The following is a 14057-nucleotide window of genomic DNA, read 5'->3' on the forward strand; positions in this document are numbered from 1 at the left end:
CATCACCATGAGCAAGAAGCAGCAGCCCAAGGCAAGCCCCGACCCCGTGCCGACCAGCACCGACTGGTGGCGCTCCGGCGTCATCTACCAGGTCTACCCGCGCAGCTACGCCGACAGCAACGGCGACGGCATCGGCGACCTGCCCGGCATCACCCGCAAGCTCGACTACATCGCCAGGCTGGGCGTCGACGCGGTCTGGCTGTCGCCCTTCTTCAAGAGCCCGATGAAGGACTTCGGCTACGACGTCAGCGACTACTGCGATGTCGACCCGATGTTCGGCACCCTGGACGACTTCCGCGAGCTGGTCGCCAAGGCCAGGAAGCTGGGCCTGAAGGTGATGATCGACCAGGTGCTGAGCCACTGCTCCGACCAGCATCCCTGGTTCATCGAAAGCCGCAGCAGCCGCACCAACCCGAAGGCCGACTGGTTCGTCTGGGCCGACGCCAAGCCCGACGGCAACCCGCCGAACAACTGGCTCAGCGTCTTCGGCGGCAGCTCCTGGCAGTGGGACACGCGCCGCCGCCAGTACTACCTGCACAACTTCCTGACCAGCCAGCCCGACCTCAACTTCCACAACCCCGAGGTGCAGCAGGCGCTGCTGGACTCGGTCAAGTTCTGGCTGGACCTGGGCGTCAACGGCCTGCGCCTGGACGCCATCAACTTCTGCTACCACGACGAGAAGCTGCGCAACAACCCCGGCACCGGCGAGCCCGAGGCCAGCCCCGGCACCGCGCCGTCCACCAATCCGTACTCCTGGCAGAAGCACGTGTACGACCGCAGCCGGCCCGACGCGCTGAAGTTCCTGCAGCGCATGCGCGCACTGACCGACCAGTACCCGGACGCGACGATGGTCGGCGAGGTCGGCGACGAGTCCGGCATGCTGATGGTCGCCAAGTACACGGCCGACGGCGACAAGCTGCACATGGGCTACTGCTTCGACCTGCTGACCGAGGACTTCAACGCGCCCTATATCCGCAGCGTGATCGACAAGTTCCAGAAGGCCGCGCCGACGCCCGACAAGGGCTGGGCCTGCTGGGCCATCTCCAACCACGACGTCAAGCGCGTCGCCACCCGCTGGGCCGGGCAGGACCCGCGCGCCGAGCGTCTGGCCGCCGCGCTGCAGCTGAGCCTGCGCGGCGCCTCCTGCATCTACCAGGGCGACGAGCTGGGCCTGCCCGAGGCCGACGTGGCCTTCGAGGACCTGCAGGACCCGTACGGCATCACGATGTGGCCCGAGTTCAAGGGCCGCGACGGCTGCCGCACGCCCTTCCCCTGGGATGCCGACAAGGACGACCTCGGCTTCTCCGGCGGCAAGAAAGTCCGCAAGCTGAAGAAGAAGGCCAAGCCCTGGCTGCCCGTCTCGCCGGCGCACCGCGCGCTGGCCGTCAGCGAGCAGGAGGACGACCCCGACGCGCTGCTGCACCACTACCGCCACCTGTTGAAGTGGCGCCGCAATCAACCCGAGCTGATGCAGGGCGAGCTGGCGCTGCTGCCGGCCGACGGCGCGGTGCTGGCCTATGTGCGCGAGCACGCCGGCGGCCGGGTGCTGTGCGCCTTCAATATCAGTGACAAGCCGGTCAAGTTCGCGCTGCCCCAAGGCCTGAAAATCGCCGGTTTGCTGGAAGACAGCGGCGCCACCGGCGCCAAGGCGGCGCCGAAAGGCGAGAAGATATCCTTCGAACCCTACGGCGCGCTCTTCGCACGCCTCGCCTGACGGTCCTACAGAACAGAAACACAAGCAGTAGCAGGAGACAAAACCGTGTCACGCATCGAACTGAAGAACATCAGCAAGCGCTATGCCCCCGGCCTGCCGCTGACGATCAACGACGCCAACCTGACCATCGAGAAGGGCGAGTTCTGCGTCTTCGTCGGCCCCTCGGGCTGCGGCAAGTCCACCTTGCTGCGCATGGTGGCCGGGCTGGAGACCATCAGCTCCGGCGAGCTGACCATCGGCGACAAGCGCATGAACGACCTGCCCCCGGCCAAGCGCGGCGTGGCGATGGTGTTCCAGAGCTATGCGCTGTACCCGCACATGACGGTCGAGGAGAACATGGGCTTCGGCCTGCGGGTCATGGGCTCCAACAAGAGCGAGATCGACAAGAAGGTCAAGCACGCCGCCGAGATCCTGCAGCTCACGCCGCTGCTGGATCGCCTGCCCAAGGCGCTCTCCGGCGGCCAGCGCCAGCGCGTCGCCATCGGCCGCGCGATCGTCAAGGAGCCGGACGTGTTCCTGTTCGACGAGCCGCTGTCCAACCTGGACGCCGCGCTGCGCGTGCAGACGCGGCTGGAGATCGCCAAGCTGCATCACGACATCGGCCGCTCCAGCATGATCTACGTGACCCACGACCAGGTGGAAGCGATGACGCTGGCCGACAAGATCGTGCTGCTGCGCGCCGGCAAGGCCGCGCAGGACGACGGCAGCGTGGCCCAGTTCGGCTCGCCGATGGACCTGTACCACCGGCCGCAGAACCTGTTCGTGGCCGAGTTCATCGGCAGCCCGAAGATGAACGTGATGCCCGGCCGCCTGGTGAGCGCGGAAGCCGACTACGCGGTCGTCAACGTGCACGGCGTGGACGTGAAGGCCGCGGTGGATGCGCGCGCCGCCCGGCCGGGCGACACCGTCTCGCTGGGCATCCGCCCCGAGCACCTGCTGTGCGGTGACAGCGGCGAAGGCGCCGCGCTGCCGACCACGCTGCACCAGATGGAGCGCCTCGGCAACGAATCGCTGCTGTACCTGAACGTGGCGCCCGGCGCGCCCCTCGCCACGCTGCGCCTGGAAGGCCACGCGACCTCCGCGGAAGGCGCCAAGATCACCTTGCGCCTGCGCCCTGACCACTGCCATCTGTTCGACGCCAAGGGCCAAGCCTTCCGCCGCACCGTGGACCTGCCGGCATGAAATGGAACCCCTCGCCTAGTCTCGCCTCGCTGAACGCGGGCGAGCCCAGTCGGTCCCCCGAGGGGACGCCGGCGCTCGCGGCTTCGAGCCGCAAGCGCCGCCTGACGGGCCGGCTTGGGAGCGGCCCGGCGCTCGGCCCGCGAAATCCTCCTCAGTAACCGAGCATCCAGCACCATGCTGCACGCCGAAGCGATCGCCGCCCTGCTCGCCGCCCGCCACGGCGACCCGTTCTCGTTCCTGGGCCTGCACCAAGACCCGGACGGCGCGCGCCACCTGCGCGCGCTGCTGCCCCATGCCCGCCACGTCGAGGCCTGGTCGGCCGACGGCAAGACCCTGCTGTGCACGCTGACGGCGCTGCATGACGATGGCGTCTTCGAAGGCGCCTACCCGAAGGGCGCCGCGCCCGACTACCGGCTGCAGGTGACCTGGGACGACGGCAATCGCTCGCTGCTCGACGACCCCTACCGCTTCCCGACGGTGCTCGGCGAGATGGATGCCTGGCTGCTTGGCGAAGGCAAGCACCTGCGGCCCTACGAGGTGCTGGGCGCCACGCCGCGCGAGATGCTGGGCGTGGCCGGCACCGCCTTCACCGTCTGGGCGCCGAACGCCAGCAGCGTCAGCCTGCTGGGCGACTTCAACTACTGGGATGGCCGCCGCCACCCGCTGCGCCTGCGCCGCGAATGCGGTGTCTGGGAGCTGTTCATCCCCGGCGTGGCGGCCGGCGCGCGCTACAAGTTCCAGCTGCACGACAGCGGCGGCCGGCTGCTGCCGCAGAAGGCCGACCCCTACGCCCGCCAGGCCGAGCTGCGGCCGGCCACGGCCAGCGTCGTCGCGCCGATGCCCGAGGTCCTGCCGCTGAACGCCGAGCGCCGCAAGGCCAATGCGCTCGACGCGCCGATGAGCATCTACGAGGTCCACCTCGGCTCCTGGCGCCGCAAAGATGGGAATCAGTGGCTGAACTGGGACGAGCTGTCGGACCAGCTGGTGGGCTACGTCAGCGAGATGGGTTTCACCCACCTGGAGCTGCTGCCGATCACCGAGCATCCGTTCGATGGCTCCTGGGGCTACCAGCCGATCGGCATGTACGCGCCCACCTCACGCTTCGGCGATGCCGCGGGCTTCCGCCGCTTCGTCGAGCGCTGCCACGCGGCCGGCATCGGCCTGATCCTCGACTGGGTGCCGGCGCATTTCCCGACCGACACGCACGGCCTGGCGAACTTCGACGGCACCCACCTCTACGAGTACGCTGACCCGCGCGAAGGTTTCCACCAGGACTGGAACACGCTGATCTACAACCTCGGCCGCACCGAGGTGGCGAACTTCCTGGTCGGCAATGCGCTGTACTGGCTGGAGCGCTATGGTGTGGACGGGCTGCGCGTCGACGCGGTGGCTTCGATGCTGTACCGCGACTACAGCCGCAAGGCCGGCGAGTGGGTGCCCAACGCACACGGCGGCCGCGAGAACCTGGAAGCCATCGCCTTCCTGAAGCGGATGAACGAGGTCGTCGGCGGCGAGCGGCCCGAGGCCGTGACCCTGGCCGAGGAGTCCACCGCCTTCCCCGCCGTCTCGCGCCCGACCTATGCCGGCGGCCTGGGCTTCCACTACAAGTGGAACATGGGCTGGATGCACGACACCTTGCAGTACATGGCGCGCGACCCGATCCACCGCAAGCACCATCACGGCGAGATCACCTTCTCGATGGTCTACGCCTTCAACGAGAACTTCGTGCTGCCGATCTCGCACGACGAGGTCGTGCACGGCAAGGGCTCGATGCTCACGAAGATGCCCGGCGACGGCTGGCAGAAGTTCGCCAACCTGCGCGCGTTCTACGGCTTCATGTACGGCCACCCGGGCAAGAAGCTGCTGTTCATGGGCTGCGAGTTCGCGCAGGGCCGCGAATGGAACCACGAGCAGAGCCTGGACTGGCATCAGCTCGACATCCCGCTGCATCACGGCATGCAGCGCCTGGTGAAAGACCTGAACCAGCTCTACCGCAGCGCGCCGGCCCTGTACCAGCGCGACTTCGACCCCAGCGGCTTCGAATGGATCGACCACGGCGATGCCGAGCGCTCGGTGATCAGCTTCGTGCGCCGCGGCCACGAGCAGGATGAACGCATCGTCGTCGTGGCCTGCAACTTCACGCCCACCGTGCACCACGGCATGCGCATCGGCGTGCCGCTGCCCGGCGTCTACAAGGAACGGCTGAACACCGACTCTGCCTACTACGGCGGCAGCAACGTCGGAGCGCCCTTTGGCGAGATCACCGCCGAGCCCGTGCCGTGGAACGGCAAGCCGTATTCGATCGAGTTGTCCATGCCGCCCCTGGCCACCGTCTACTTCGAGCTGATGTAGGAGACCATCATGACCCCCAATCGTTCAAACCGCCTCGCCCGCGACGCGATGGCCTTCGTGCTGGCCGGTGGCCGCGGCAGCCGCCTGATGGAGCTGACCGACCGGCGCGCCAAGCCCGGCGTCTACTTCGGCGGCAAGACCCGCATCATCGACTTCGCGCTGTCCAACGCGCTGAACTCCGGCATCCGCCGCATCGGCGTGGCCACGCAGTACAAGGCGCACAGCCTGATCCGCCACCTGACGCGTGGCTGGAGCTTCATGCGCGCCGAGCGCAATGAGAGCTTCGACATCCTGCCGGCCAGCCAGCGCGTTTCGGAAGACGCCTGGTACCGCGGCACGGCCGATGCGGTGTTCCAGAACATCGACATCGTCGAGAGCTATGCGCCGCGCTACATCGTCGTGCTGGCCGGCGATCACATCTACAAGATGGACTACGAGGTGATGCTGCAACAGCACGTCGACTCCGGCGCCGATGTGACGCTCGGCTGCCTCGAAGTGCCGCGCATGGAAGCCACCGGCTTCGGCGTGATGCATGTGGACGAGAAGGACGTGATCCACACCTTCATCGAGAAGCCCGCCGACCCGCCCGGCATCCCCGGCAACCCGGACATGGCGCTGGCCTCGATGGGCATCTACGTCTTCAACACCGACTACCTGTTCGAGCTGCTGAAGGCCGACGCCGCCAACCCCAGCTCCAGCCACGACTTCGGCAAGGATCTGATTCCCTACGTGGTGAAGAACGGCAAGGCGGTGGCGCACCGCTTCTCGACCTCCTGCGTGCGCTCCGAGTACGAGGCCGAAGCCTACTGGCGCGACGTCGGCACGGTGGACGCCTATTTCGAGGCCAACATCGACCTGACCGCCGTGACCCCGGCGCTGGACATCTACGACACCGAGTGGCCGATCTGGACCTACTCGGAACTCGCCGCGCCCTGCAAGTTCGTCCACGACAACGAAGGCCGGCGCGGCATGGCGATCAGCTCGCTGGTGTCCGGCGGCTGCATCGTCTCCGGCAGCGCGCTGAAGCGCTCGCTGCTGTTCACCGGTGTGCGCGTGCATTCGTATTCGAGCATCGAGGATGCCGTGATCCTGCCCCACGTGACCATCGGCGCCGGCTCCAAGCTGAGCCGCGTCGTCATCGACCGCGGCGTGAGCATCCCGGACGGACTGGTCGTCGGCGAGGATCCCGAGATCGACGCCGCTCGCTTCCGTCGCACCGAAAAAGGCATCTGCCTGATCACGCAAGAAATGATCGACAAGCTGGTCTGAGCATGAAAGTCCTCAGCGTCGCATCGGAGATGTTCCCGATGCTGAAAACCGGCGGGCTGGCCGATGTGGCCGGCGCGCTGCCGGGCGCGCTGGCGCCGCTGGGTGTGCAGGTGCGCACGCTGCTGCCGGGCCATCCCAAAGTGTTGGCAGCGCTGGACGCGGGCGCCAAGGTGGTGGCCGAATGGCCCCTCTGGTTCGGCGGCCCGGCCCGGCTGCTGGCCGGCGCGGCGGCGGGCCTGGACCTGCTGGTGCTCGATGCGCCGCACCTCCACGATCGCGCCGGCAACCCCTATCTGGACGCCAATGGCCGCGACTGGCCCGACAACGCCCAGCGCTACGCCGCGCTGGCGCACGCCGCCGCCCGCATCGGCTGGGGCGAGCTGAAGACCTGGAAGCCCGACGTGCTGCACGTGCACGACTGGCAGGGCGCGCTGGTGCCGGCCTATCTGCACTACCTCGGCAACGGCGGCAATGGCGGCAAAAAACAGCCAGCCACCGTGCTGACGATCCACAACCTCGCCTTCCAGGGTCAGTTCAATGCCGCCGTCTGGCCGCAGCTGGGCCTGCCCGACGAAGCCTTCTCGATGCATGGCCTCGAGTACTTCGGCGACGTCGGTTTCCTGAAGGCCGGCATCCAGTTCGCCGATGCGATCACCACCGTCAGCCCGACCTATGCGCACGAGATCCGCACGCATCGCGACGGCATGGGCATGGACGCGATGCTGCGCTGGCGGCAGGCCGCCGTCAGCGGCATCGTCAACGGCATCGACACCGAGGTCTGGAACCCCGCCACCGACGCGCTGCTGCCCGCGCGCTACGGCGCGCAAGACCTGGCCCCGCGCCTGGCCAACAAGCGCGAGATCGAGAAGCGCTTCGGCCTGACCGCGGACGACTCCTCGCCGCTCATCTGCATGATCAGCCGGCTGACCGAACAGAAGGGCATCGATCTCGTCGCGCAGCACATCGATGCCATCGTCGCCACCGGTGCACGGCTCGCCATCCTCGGCAGCGGCGATGCCGGACTGGAGGCCGCGCTGCGCGCCGGCGCGCAGACCCATCCGCAGCGCGTGGCCCTGCGCATCGGCTACGACGAGCCGCTGTCGCACCTGCTGCAGGGCGGCAGCGACGCGATCCTCGTGCCCTCGCGCTTCGAGCCCTGCGGTCTCACACAACTTTACGGTCTGCGCTACGGCTGCGTACCGATCGTCGCGCGCGTGGGCGGCCTGGCCGACACCGTCATCGACGCCAACGACGCCGCGCTGAAGGCCGGCGTCGGCACGGGCATCCAGTTTGCCGACGTGACAGCCGAGGGCCTGCTGGAAGCGCTTCGCCGCGCCGTCCAACTGTTCCGCCATCAGCCTGCCGACTGGCTGCGCATCCAGCGCAACGGCATGGCGGCGGACGTCGGCTGGCGGTCCTCCGCCGCGGAGTACGCGGCGCTCTATGCCAGGCTCGTCGCCAAGGAATCGCACAAGTGAGCAAGATCCCCGCCGTCCAACGCATCCCCACCCAGCCGATCGCCGGCATGAAGCCCGGCACCAGCGGCCTGCGCAAGCGGGTCACCGAGTTCCAGTCCGGCAACTACTTGGCGAACTTCGTCCAGTCGGTGTTCAATGCCGTGCGGCCGGATGGAGGCTTCACGGGCCTCACCTTGGTGCTCGGCGGCGACGGCCGCTACTTCAACGACGCCGCGATCCAGCTGGTGCTGAAGATGGCCGCTGCCAACGGCTTCGCCCGCGTGCTGGTCGGCGCCAACGGCATCCTGTCGACGCCGGCCGCGTCGAACGTGATCCGCAAGAACAAGGCCTTCGGCGGCCTGATCCTCTCGGCCAGCCACAACGCCGGTGGGCCCGAGGGCGACTTCGGCATCAAGTTCAATGCCGGCAACGGCGGCCCCGCGCCGGAAAAGCTGACCGATGCGATGTATGCCGAGTCGCAGCGCATCAACGAGTTCCTGACCCTCGACCTGCCCGAGCTTGACGTCTCGCGCCCGGGGGCGCACCGCTACGGCGGCATGACGGTCGAGGTGATCGACTCCGTCGCCGACTATGTCCAGCTGATGAAGCAGCTGTTCGACTTCCCGGCCTTGAAGGCGATGTTCGCCGGCGGCTTCCGCCTCGCCTTCGACGCGATGCACGCCGTCACAGGCCCCTACGCCCACGCGATCTTCGAGGGTGAACTCGGCGCCGCACCAGGCACGGTCCACAACGGCACGCCGCTGAAGGACTTCGGCGGCCATCATCCCGACCCCAACCTCGTCCACGCCAAGGCGTTGTACGACCAGATGATGGCGCCCGGCGCGCCGGACCTCGGCGCCGCCTCCGATGGCGACGGCGACCGCAACCTGATCATCGGCCGCGACCTCTTCATCTCGCCCTCCGATTCGCTGGCCATGCTGGCCGCCAACGCGCACCTGGCGCCGGCCTACGCGGGCGGCATCGCCGGCGTGGCCCGCTCGATGCCCACCAGCGGCGCGGTGGACCGCGTTGCCGAACGCCTGGGCGTGCCCTGCTTCGAGACGCCCACCGGCTGGAAGTTCTTTGGCAACCTGCTCGACGCCGGCAAGATCACCTTGTGCGGCGAGGAAAGCGCCGGCACCGGCTCCAACCACGTGCGCGAGAAGGACGGCATCTGGGCCGTGCTGCTGTGGCTCACCATCCTCTGCCAGCGCAAGCAGAGCGCGATGCAGATCGCCCAGGAGCACTGGGCCAGCTACGGCCGCAACTACTACACCCGCCACGACTACGAAGAGATCGACTCCACCGCCGCCAAGAAGCTGATGGCCGACCTGAGCGCCAAGATCGACGCCGGCCTGCAACTGCCCAAGCTCAAGTTCGCCGACGACTTCAGCTACACCGATCCGGTGGACGGCAGCGTCTCGAAGAACCAGGGCCTGCGCGTCGTCTTCGAGGACGGCTCGCGCATCGTCTACCGCCTCTCCGGCACCGGCACCACCGGCTCCACCTTGCGCGTCTACATCGAGCGCTATGAGGCCGATACGAGCCAGCACGGCCTGGATACGCAGGCGGCACTGGCCGATCTGATCGCGCTGGCTGGGAAGCTGGCGGAGATTCGGGAGAGGACCGACCGAGAACGGCCGGATGTGATTACCTGAGCCGGGTGACTGGCATTCTAGGAGGCGTACTAGGCCGAAACCTTCGCGAAGTAAGTTTCGTCATAGAAGGCGGCAACTCGGCAGATTAGTGGGTTCATACATAAAACCCTCAGGATGCCCGGGGGTTGATTTAGTGTGGTTGGATTGATGTGCCAACCGGCGCGGGATGCCTGAGAGTTAGGACGCCAGCCGACACTCGTGTATGTGCCTCGCCCTTTACTTTTCGATCTTCTCAATGATCGCCTCGGCGGTTTTCGTGACGATAACGACGACGACTGCCTTGAGAATTGCACCGAACATGATTTCTCTCCTGGAGAAGTTGAAGGAGCCGTCACGATAGCGACCATCGACAGGCCGAGCCACATCGTCTTCTAGCACTCGCAAACAAATCTACCGGCTTCACTTGACCAGGAACTCCTCAATTCCGGGCATCTCGCGAATCCAACCTGCGATAGCGGTCTCCCGACTCTTCTCGCTCTGGAAGCGCTTGCCCGGCAGTGTCTCCATGAACTTTTCAACACCGTCGGCAATGGCGCGAGCCGCAGCCGTAGGGTCCGACCAGCGAGCGCCACTTTCTGCCCGCTCGCGAACCAGCCGAAGGGCTTCTTCTCTAACCTTCTTCCAGCCCGCTGCCGATACGTTGACGCTGGAACTTGCATTGTTGGACCGAGCTTTACCTTTGATTGCTTCCAACAGATTTTCAATTTTAGGTTCATTCAACGCATTCGATTGCGCCTCCCCAAGATGGAAGAATGCGTCGATCAGGAAGGAGCGAGCAGCTTTTTTTTGACCAAATCTTTCCGATTGACTGGCATGAACGCAGAAGCAATAAGAAAGGTAAATGCTATCAGCAAGGTTTAGTCGCCCCTCCTTCTCAGTGGCAATTCTTCTGTGCTCGGAGTCTGCGTCAATTTCAACTGAATTTGAGGGCAAAGCAAAATACTTGGAGATTTTTTCCACGCCCTCCATTGATCTACTCTCGCAGATCTTGATCAGGGACGCCAGCACAACGCGGCATAACTGGTCTTCCGTAAGGAAGCCAAAGCTTTTCTCGGAATAGCCGAACATCACTCCCCCGCCCCCTTCTTCCGCAGATATTTTCCGATATCTGTTCCACGTTGTTTCAATCGCCTCGAAAAAGTGTCAACCATAGTGGCCTCTGAGATTTTAAGTTTGCTCTTCTCAGCAATGCCAATGATGGCCATTCGAAAATGTCTGACGATCTGCCGCTCTGTGGTCCAACACTTCCCTTTCTCGCCTTCAAGTATCACTAGCCGTACCAGCTCGTCTTCAACCGTTTTCCACGGCGCGACTCTTTGCTTACCTCCCTTAGACCTCATCTCCGACAGCGCTTTTTGCTCTGCATCGTGCTTGAACTCAGGCATGAAAATTTCAAGCGATCTTTCAAGTATTGCAGATCCAGCGAAGTATGAGGCTCTCGCGAGAGAGTTCCAGGCGAATCGGGAACGACTATGGTCGAGGGCTCTTTTGGCGCGCGCGCAGCAAATACAACCCATGACAATAGGATATTGGCGCAGGTTCTGCCCCGAAACTCCAAAACTGCGCTCGAGAGATTGCGCTGCGTTTTCGTCCATTAGCACGCGCCAATAGATATAGTTGAGCGTTTCGATCGGCATGCTCGGAAATATGATTTTAAACGCCTCATTGAGGCGCACCATAGTCCTATTAAGATGATATTCAAAATCCTTGCCCTCTCGTGAAACGCTATTGAACATCGGCAAACCCTCGATCTACCCAAAGAACGCTTTAACCATTGCAGCGCGTAATGTGCCCGAGTTAGAAAGAGCGGCAGGCGCACAGCTTCATGTGGGCCATCTTCGGCCGCTGGTACACGTCGCCGATTGCTCAACGGCTCAAATAAAAATCCATCGGGATCAGTTCGACCGCCCATCCACCTTCTTCCCCCAAGGTCGCCGCCGGATGCATGGCCGCGATCCGCAGCGCCTCCTCCTGGCTTTTCGCCTCAATGATGAACAGCCCGCCCACCACTTCCTTCGTCTCGGTGTAAGGCCCATCGGTGATCTGCGTCTTGCCGGCGCGCGGGCGCAGCGTGCGCCAGTTCTCCAGGTCGCCGAGCGAGGCGGAGACCAGCACCTTGCCGGTGGCACGCATCTTCTCGTCCAGCGCCGGGCACTGGCTGACCAGGGCCTTGACGTCGTCGGGCGCCATCGCGGCGAATTTTTCGGGGGTGAAGTAGGCGAGGCCGAGGTATTTCATGGGGGTCCTTCCGGGTTGGCAATGCCCTGACGACGAAGACGAGGGTCGGGGATCGACAGGATCATTCAAACTATCGCCCATGAATTCAGCCAAACTCGAAGAAGGCCGCGCCTGGCCGATGGGTGCGCACTGGGACGGACATGGCGTCAACTTCGCGGTGTTCTCGGCCCACGCCTACAGCGTCGACCTGTGCCTGTTCGATGCCGTCGACGGGCGCGAGCTGTCGCGCACGCCGCTGCCGGGCCGCAGTCGCGATGTCTGGCACGGCTATCTGCCCGAGGCCGGCCCCGGCCTCGTCTACGGCCTGCGCGCGCAGGGCCCGTGGCGGCCGGAGCGCGGCCACCGCTACAACCCGAACAAGCTGCTGCTGGACCCGTACGCCCGCGAGATCGTCGGCGAGTTCCAGTGGCGTGACGAGCACTTCGGCGCCGACCTGAACTTCCCCGCCCACATGGACCCGAGCGACAACGCCCGCTGGGCGCTGAAGGCCCGCGTGATCGCCGAGGGCTCGGACGATCCGTTCGACTGGGAAGGCGACCGCCCGCTGCACCGGCCGCTGGCCGAGACCGTGATCTACGAGATGCACGTCAAGGGCTTCACGAAGCTGCATCCAGAAGTGCCCGAGGCGCTGCGCGGTAGCTACGCGGGCCTCGCGCATGAGGTGTCCATCGCGCACCTGAAGCGCCTAGGCATCACGGCCGTGCAGCTGCTGCCGGTGCAGTACCGGATCGACGAGTACCGCCTCGACCAGATGGGCCTCAGCAACTACTGGGGCTACAACACGATCGGTTTCTTCAGCCCCGACCCGCGCCTGGCCGCCGGCCTGGAGCCGCTGCGCGACGAGTTCCGCAACATGGTCAAGGCGCTGCACCGCGCCGGCATCGAGGTGATCCTCGACGTGGTCTTCAACCACAGCGCCGAAGGCGACGAGCTGGGCCCCACGCTGTCCTTCCGCGGCCTGGACAACGCCGCCTACTACCGGCTGCTGCCCGAAGCGAAGGCGCTGTACGAGAACCCGACCGGCTGCGGCAACGCCTTCGACCTGCGCGAACCGCGCGTGCTGCAGATGGTGCTGGACAGCCTGCGCTACTGGGCCGGTGAGATGCACGTGGACGGCTTCCGCTTCGACCTCGCGCCGGTGCTGGGCCGAGACGATGCGGGATTCGACGCCCGCGCCGCCTTCTTCACCGCGCTGGCGCAGGATCCGCTGCTGTCGCCGCTGAAGATGATCGCCGAGCCCTGGGACGTCGGCCCCGGCGGCTACCAGCTCGGCAACTTCCCGCCCGGCTGGCTCGAATGGAATGACCGCTTCCGCGACACGATGCGTGCCTTCTGGATCGAGGGTACGCGCACCGTGGGCGAGTTCGCGCAGCGGCTATGCGCCTCGTCGGAAGTCTACCAGGCCAAGGGCCGCGCGCCGGCCGAATCGGTCAACTACGTCGTCTCGCACGACGGCTTCACCCTGCACGACCTGGTCAGCTACGCCGAGCGCCACAACGAGGCCAACGGCGAGAACAACCGCGACGGCCACGGCACCAACCACAGCGCGAATTTCGGCGTCGAAGGCCCCAGCAACGACCCGACCATCACGGCCCGGCGCGACCGCGTCAAACGCGCGCTGCTAGCCAGCGCGCTGCTGAGCCAGGGCACGCCGATGCTGGCCGCCGGCGACGAGTTCGGCCACAGCAGCCGGGGCAACAACAACCCCTACTGCCAGGACAACGAGACCAACTGGCTCGACTGGTCCCGCGCCGACGAATCGCTGATCGCCTACGTCGGCCGGCTGCTGTCGCTGCGCCGCGAGGCCCTGCCCTTCGCCAACCGCTGGTACGACGGCGTGCCCGACCGCCTGGGCCTGCCCGACCTCGCCTGGCTGCGAGCCGACGGCCGCGCGATGGAGATCTCCGACTGGGGCCGCGCAGGCAACCCTGCGCTGGGCTGCTTGATCGGCAAGCCCGGCCGCGCCAAGACGCCGCTGCTGCTGCTGTTCAACGGCAGCGGCAGCGAGACCACCTTCCAGCTGCCCGGCAACATCAACGGCAGCTGGCAAATCGCCGCCGCCAGCTTCGATGCGCGCGAGACGGGCCGCTGGCGCGAAGGCGACGGCGAGGTCGCGCTACCGCCCGGCGCTTTCGCGGCATTGACGACGCTGGCGACGGCCGGGCACGCGATCGACTCGTGAGCGAA

Annotated in this window: 10 protein-coding genes; 7 read left to right on the forward strand and 3 right to left on the reverse strand. The window is 65.9% G+C overall.

Features of this window, described 5'->3' with window-relative positions; translation table 11 throughout:
* The first annotated feature begins 7 nt into the window (after window positions 1-7).
* From SNE35_RS29325 to SNE35_RS29350, 6 genes are all read left to right on the forward strand, one after another.
* Complete coding sequence (locus SNE35_RS29325) at window positions 8-1714, forward strand: alpha-glucosidase family protein (RefSeq protein WP_320426604.1); 1707 nt, start codon at window positions 8-10, stop codon at window positions 1712-1714.
* A gap of 45 nt (window positions 1715-1759) precedes the next feature.
* The gene (locus SNE35_RS29330; protein WP_320426605.1) at window positions 1760-2896 is read left to right on the forward strand and encodes an ABC transporter ATP-binding protein; all 1137 of its coding nucleotides are present in this window, start codon (window positions 1760-1762) and stop codon (window positions 2894-2896) included.
* Window positions 2897-3070: 174 nt separating this feature from the next.
* Complete coding sequence (gene glgB, locus SNE35_RS29335) at window positions 3071-5248, forward strand: 1,4-alpha-glucan branching protein GlgB (RefSeq protein WP_320426606.1); 2178 nt, start codon at window positions 3071-3073, stop codon at window positions 5246-5248.
* Window positions 5249-5257: 9 nt separating this feature from the next.
* Window positions 5258-6517, forward strand: coding sequence for a glucose-1-phosphate adenylyltransferase (gene glgC, locus SNE35_RS29340; protein WP_320426607.1), 1260 nt, complete (start codon window positions 5258-5260; stop codon window positions 6515-6517).
* Window positions 6518-6519: 2 nt separating this feature from the next.
* Window positions 6520-7995: a glycogen synthase GlgA gene (glgA, locus tag SNE35_RS29345; RefSeq protein ID WP_320426608.1), complete on the forward strand. Its 1476-nt coding sequence runs from the start codon at window positions 6520-6522 to the stop codon at window positions 7993-7995.
* A gap of 47 nt (window positions 7996-8042) precedes the next feature.
* Window positions 8043-9632, forward strand: a complete 1590-nt coding sequence (locus SNE35_RS29350) for an alpha-D-glucose phosphate-specific phosphoglucomutase (RefSeq protein WP_431312808.1) — start codon at window positions 8043-8045, stop codon at window positions 9630-9632.
* 399 nt (window positions 9633-10031) lie between these two features.
* On the opposite strand, the gene SNE35_RS29355 is transcribed toward SNE35_RS29350, so the two are convergent.
* The 3 genes from SNE35_RS29355 to SNE35_RS29365 all read right to left on the reverse strand — a co-directional run bounded on the left by SNE35_RS29355 (window position 10032) and on the right by SNE35_RS29365 (window position 11870).
* The gene (locus SNE35_RS29355; RefSeq protein WP_320426610.1) at window positions 10032-10700 is read right to left on the reverse strand and encodes a hypothetical protein; all 669 of its coding nucleotides are present in this window, start codon (window positions 10698-10700) and stop codon (window positions 10032-10034) included.
* Window positions 10700-11368: a hypothetical protein gene (locus SNE35_RS29360; RefSeq protein WP_320426611.1), complete on the reverse strand. Its 669-nt coding sequence runs from the start codon at window positions 11366-11368 to the stop codon at window positions 10700-10702. Before SNE35_RS29360 ends, SNE35_RS29355 begins: the two co-directional genes overlap by 1 nt.
* A 130-nt stretch (window positions 11369-11498) precedes the next feature.
* Complete coding sequence (locus tag SNE35_RS29365; protein ID WP_320426612.1) at window positions 11499-11870, reverse strand: YciI family protein; 372 nt, start codon at window positions 11868-11870, stop codon at window positions 11499-11501.
* Between the two features lie 79 nt (window positions 11871-11949).
* On the opposite strand from SNE35_RS29365, the gene glgX reads away from it, so the two are divergent.
* Window positions 11950-14052, forward strand: a complete 2103-nt coding sequence (gene glgX / locus SNE35_RS29370) for a glycogen debranching protein GlgX (protein ID WP_320426613.1) — start codon at window positions 11950-11952, stop codon at window positions 14050-14052.
* Window positions 14053-14057: the final 5 nt, after the last annotated feature.

This window comes from Roseateles agri (assembly GCF_034043675.1).
Classification (GTDB): Bacteria; Pseudomonadota; Gammaproteobacteria; order Burkholderiales; family Burkholderiaceae_C; genus KK5.

Coding starts and splice junctions, on each gene's coding strand:
- SNE35_RS29325 (WP_320426604.1), top strand. CDS start 8: ATGAGCAAGAAGCAGCAGCCCAAGGCAAGCCCCGACCCCGTGCCGACC.
- glgB (WP_320426606.1), top strand. CDS start 3,071: ATGCTGCACGCCGAAGCGATCGCCGCCCTGCTCGCCGCCCGCCACGGC.
- glgC (WP_320426607.1), top strand. CDS start 5,258: ATGACCCCCAATCGTTCAAACCGCCTCGCCCGCGACGCGATGGCCTTC.
- glgA (WP_320426608.1), top strand. CDS start 6,520: ATGAAAGTCCTCAGCGTCGCATCGGAGATGTTCCCGATGCTGAAAACC.
- SNE35_RS29350 (WP_431312808.1), top strand. CDS start 8,043: ATGAAGCCCGGCACCAGCGGCCTGCGCAAGCGGGTCACCGAGTTCCAG.
- SNE35_RS29355 (WP_320426610.1), bottom strand. CDS start 10,700: ATGTTCGGCTATTCCGAGAAAAGCTTTGGCTTCCTTACGGAAGACCAG.
- SNE35_RS29360 (WP_320426611.1), bottom strand. CDS start 11,368: ATGTTCAATAGCGTTTCACGAGAGGGCAAGGATTTTGAATATCATCTT.
- SNE35_RS29365 (WP_320426612.1), bottom strand. CDS start 11,870: ATGAAATACCTCGGCCTCGCCTACTTCACCCCCGAAAAATTCGCCGCG.
- glgX (WP_320426613.1), top strand. CDS start 11,950: ATGAATTCAGCCAAACTCGAAGAAGGCCGCGCCTGGCCGATGGGTGCG.